At 71.7% G+C, this 4,223-nt stretch carries 3 protein-coding genes; 2 read left to right on the top strand and 1 reads right to left on the bottom strand.

Annotation, left to right across the window (positions count from 1 at the left end; translation table 11 throughout):
• Positions 1-73: 73 nt before the first annotated feature.
• Positions 74-1,546, top strand: a complete 1,473-nt coding sequence (locus ACFXK0_RS16935; RefSeq protein ID WP_379411243.1) for an ABC-F family ATP-binding cassette domain-containing protein — start codon at positions 74-76, stop codon at positions 1,544-1,546.
• On the top strand, positions 1,539-2,381 hold the full coding sequence (locus ACFXK0_RS16930; RefSeq protein ID WP_379411242.1) for a virginiamycin B lyase: 843 nt from the start codon (positions 1,539-1,541) through the stop codon (positions 2,379-2,381). The genes ACFXK0_RS16935 and ACFXK0_RS16930 overlap by 8 nt, the downstream gene beginning before the upstream one ends.
• Here the strand turns inward: ACFXK0_RS16930 and ACFXK0_RS16925 are convergent.
• Positions 2,378-4,045 carry a VWA domain-containing protein gene (locus tag ACFXK0_RS16925; protein WP_379411240.1) on the bottom strand — a complete coding sequence of 556 codons (1,668 nt, stop codon included), beginning with the start codon at positions 4,043-4,045 and terminating at the stop codon, positions 2,378-2,380. The genes ACFXK0_RS16930 and ACFXK0_RS16925 overlap by 4 nt on opposite strands.
• Positions 4,046-4,223 lie beyond the last annotated feature (178 nt).

Below are 4,223 nucleotides of genomic sequence, written 5' to 3'. Positions count from 1 at the left end.
AATCTACTCCTGTTGCGTTAGTGTCGACTCTTGGTTAGAGTTAAAGCTACACAAGTAGCGATTGGAGTGCTGTTTGACTACTCAACTGTCCCTGCGTGCCGTATCGAAGTCCTACGCGGACTGCCCGGTGCTCGACGGGGTGTCCGCCACCATCCGGCCCGGTGAACGGGTCGGGATCGTCGGCGAGAACGGCGCGGGAAAGTCGACGCTGCTGCGGGTGCTGGCCGGACTGGAGACCCCCGACGCGGGCGCGGTCACGGTCACCGCGGACAACGGTGTCGGGCACCTCGCGCAGACACTGACCGGCGACACCGTCGGCGCGGTCGTCGAAGCGGCGCTGGCGGAGTTGCGGGTGCTCGAGCGCGGCATGCAGGAGGCCGCCGAAGCGCAGGACATGGACCGATTCGGCGCCCTGCTGGCCCGATTCGAGGCGCGGGACGGCTACGCCGCCGATGCCAGGGTCGACGCGGCCATGCACGGTCTCGGGCTGGCGGGCATCGACCGGGACCGGCGGATGGAGAGCCTCTCCGGCGGCGAGCGGGCCCGGCTCGGCCTGGCCTGTCTGCTGGCCGCCGCACCCGAGGTGCTGCTGCTCGACGAACCGACCAATCATCTCGACGAGGCGGCGCTGACCTGGCTGGAGCACCGGTTGCGCAGCCATCGCGGGACCGTCGTCGTGGTCTCGCACGATCGCCTCTTCCTCGACCACGTGGTCACCGCGATCCTCGAGGTCGCCGACGGCACCCTGACCCGCTTCGGCGGCGGTTACAGCGGATTCCTCGCGGAGAAGGCGGCCGCGCGGGTCCGCTGGGAGCAGGCCTACGAGCAGTGGCGGGCGGAGATCGCGCGGCTCGAGGAGTTCGCGACGACCACCGCGGTCCGGGTGGCACACGGTCGCGCGATGACCGACAACAACAAGATGGCCTACGACCGCAATGCCGGACGGGTACAGAGTTCGGTGGCCTCGCGCGTGCGCCAGACCGCCGAGCGGTTGCGGCGGCTGCGCGAGCACGCGGTGCCACGCCCACCCGAGCCGCTGCGGTTCCGTGGCCGGTTCACCGGATCGGGTGGCGAATTCGCGGTCGGATCGGTGACGCTGGGTCCGCGCGACCGGCTGCTCATCCACGGACCCAACGGGGCCGGGAAATCGACCCTGCTCGACGCGATCCACGCCGCGGCGCCGGGCCGGGTCGGCTATCTGCGCCAGGACGAGCGGTTCGACCCGGCGCGCAGCGTCGTCGAGACCTACGGATTCGGGCGCACGGCATTGCTCGCGACCGGGCTGTTCGCGCCCGCACTGCTCGATCGTGCAGTGGGCACATTGTCGGAGGGGCAGCGGCGCAGGCTCGCGCTGGCCCGGGTGCTGGCCGGGGAACACGATCTGCTGCTGCTCGACGAGCCGACCAACCACCTCTCGCTGACCCTGGTCGACGAGGTGGAACGCGCACTGCACGACTACCGGGGCGCGGTGGTCGTCGTCTCGCACGATCGGGCACTGCGCCGCCGATTCCGGGGCGAACAGAAGGGGATTCGGGATCTTGGCTGACATCGTACGGGTATTCGAGGTCGCAGGCGCGCCCTACGGGATCACCGTCGGGCCCGACGGCGCGCTGTGGTTCACTCTGGCCGCGCAGGGGATGATCGGTCGCTGCGCCGACGGGGAGGTCGAGACCTTCACGCTCGACCCGGCCGACGGGCAACCGACCGTGATCGTGGCCGGCGCCGACGATGCGTTGTGGTTCACCGAGTTCCGCGGCGGACGGCTCGGCCGGATCACCGTGCGGGGCGAGGTGACCGGCATCGCGCTGGACAGTCCCTACGGGTTGTGCGCGGGGCCGGGCGGCTGGTGGTTCACCGAATTGCAGGCCGGGCAGGTCGGCCGGCGCACCGCCGACGGCGAGGTCAGCCGCGTCGCGGTCGACGGCATGCCGTCGATGATCACACCCGGCCCCGACGATGCCGTGTGGTTCACGCTGAACCAGGGCAACGCGATCGGCCGCGTCGACGCCGAGCTCGGCCTCACGACGTATCCGCTCCCGACCCCCGCGGCCGCACCTGTCGGCATCACGGCGGGTCCCGACGATGCGGTGTGGTTCACCGAGATCGGCGCAGGCGCGATCGGCCGCATCGCCGTCGACGGCACGATCACCGAATACCCCCTGCCGGATCCGGCGGCCCGCCCACACGCGATCGTCACCGGCCCCGACGGCGCACTGTGGTTCACCGAGTGGGCGAGCGCCCGGCTCGGCCGGCTGACGACCGACGGTGCCGTCACCCACCTGCCGCTGCCCGGCACCGAACCACACGGACTCACCGTCGACCCGCGCGGGCACCTCTGGATCGCCATGGAATCCGGTGCGCTGGTGGAGGTTTCGCCCTAGGGGGTGGTGAGCGCCTCGACCACCGCGGTGCCGAAGCCGAGGTCGTTGCTCGTCGTCACCCGGGTGTAGGTGCCGCCGGTCTGCTGGGCGAGGGTCTGCAAGGTCTGGGTGCCGTCACCGCCGATCACCACGACATCGATGCGCACCGGCTTGTCCGACTTCGTCGCGGCGGTGATCTCGCTGACCAGCGCCGTGCCGGTCAGCGACGAATCGTCGTCGGGGCCGTCGGTGATCAGCAGGATCGAGTTCGTGCGGCCGGGGGAGTAGGCGGCCACGGCGGCACGGTAGGCGGCGAGCAGGCTCGGATAGGCCTGATCGGCGGTGGTCTGGGTGGCCTCGGTCGAGGTGACGGCAGTGCCGAACGCAGTGCGCTGGGTGTCGCTGAGCAGCGCGGTGGGCACCTGCACCTGGTAGGGGGTGGTGCCGTCGAGGTTCTTGCCGAACGTCCACAGGCCCAGACCGAAGTCCGGCGGGATCACCTGCAACGTGGACGCCAGCGCGGCGCCCGCGTTCGCCAGCCGGGTGGTGGACCCGTCGGTCGTGCTCATCGACGCGGACACGTCGAGCAGGACAGTCGCGTTCACACCGAGCACCGGGTTGGCGAGGGTGGACAGCACCTGCTGCAGCGCGCCCTTGGGCGGATTGGCCGGCGCCGAGCCGATCGCCGGACCGAACCCGGCGGTGGCCAGCGCGGCCGCCTGCTCGGGTGCGCGCAGGAAATCGATGAAGCGCGACGCGATGAGGTTCTGGGTCTTGTCGACCCACGGACCCGACAGCAGCGCGGCCGGATAGTCCGCGATCGGGGCGCTGCCCGCGGGACGGTAGGCGACGAGCCCGCCGGTGCCCAGCTGCTGCTCGGTCGCGGCGACCGCGTGCACGGTGTCGGCGGTCGGGTCGGCGGTGATCCCGGCCATGGCGGTCGTCAGATCGGCGGATACCGGTGCGCCGGCGGCGAGACCGGAGATCGCCGCGACGACCTGGCCGTCGCCCGCGGCCTGTTCGGTCAGCGGTTCGGTGCCCGAGACCGCGGACCCGACGGAGGCCGCGGCGGCGGTGGTCGCGTCACCGCCGGGCAGCGCCATCCGCAACCCACCCCACCCGGACAGGCCGAGTTCGTCGAGGCTGCCCTGTTGCAGGCGGGGCAGATCCGACCAGGTGATCTGATGCTCGTCGAGCGCCTGGCGCAGCGGCTCGGGGACCGCGAGCACGATCGGGCTGGTCGCGATGGACGCGGGCGCGCCCTCGATCAGGCCGGGCACCCGGACCAGATCGATGGACCGGCTCGAATCGGCGATCCACAGTCCCGGCTTCGGGCCGAGCGCCGGATCCCACGTCGTGGCATCGGCCAGGCCGGCGACCAGCGCGGCCGACGGGTGTGCCGCGACCTGCACCTGTGCGCAGTGATCACGCACCCGTGGTGTGGTGGCGTTGTAGGCGTCGGCGGCGGCGCGGACCGGGCCCGCGATGGCGGGGTCGACGGTGACATCGAGGGTGGCCGGGCCTTCGACGCACTCGGCGGCGGCCGCTACGTCGGAGGAATCGGCGCGATCACTGAACTGGAACCAGGCGAACACGGCCACCAGCACGAGCACGAGTACCGATGCCGCGATAACCGGACCTTTGCTGATACTCCGAGATCTGGTCCCGCTGCGATGTGTACCCACGCGGCAAGTTTAAGGACCCGTCATCGGATCGTGGCACCGAGCATCCCGGCGGGTATCACCGCAGGTCACGACGCGGGGCCGGGTGCCGGTACCGGCCCCCCGCCCCCGCCCGGCCCGCGCGGGGAACGCGGCCCCGGGCGGACGCCCGGCCCCCCCACCCCCCCGCCAGAGCCGGGCG

This window comes from Nocardia sp. NPDC059177, assembly GCF_042755165.1.
In the GTDB taxonomy this organism is placed as follows: Bacteria; Actinomycetota; Actinomycetes; order Mycobacteriales; family Mycobacteriaceae; genus Nocardia.
The sequence above is the reverse complement of the archived record's forward strand: the minus strand, read 5'-3'. Positions and strand labels throughout refer to the sequence as shown.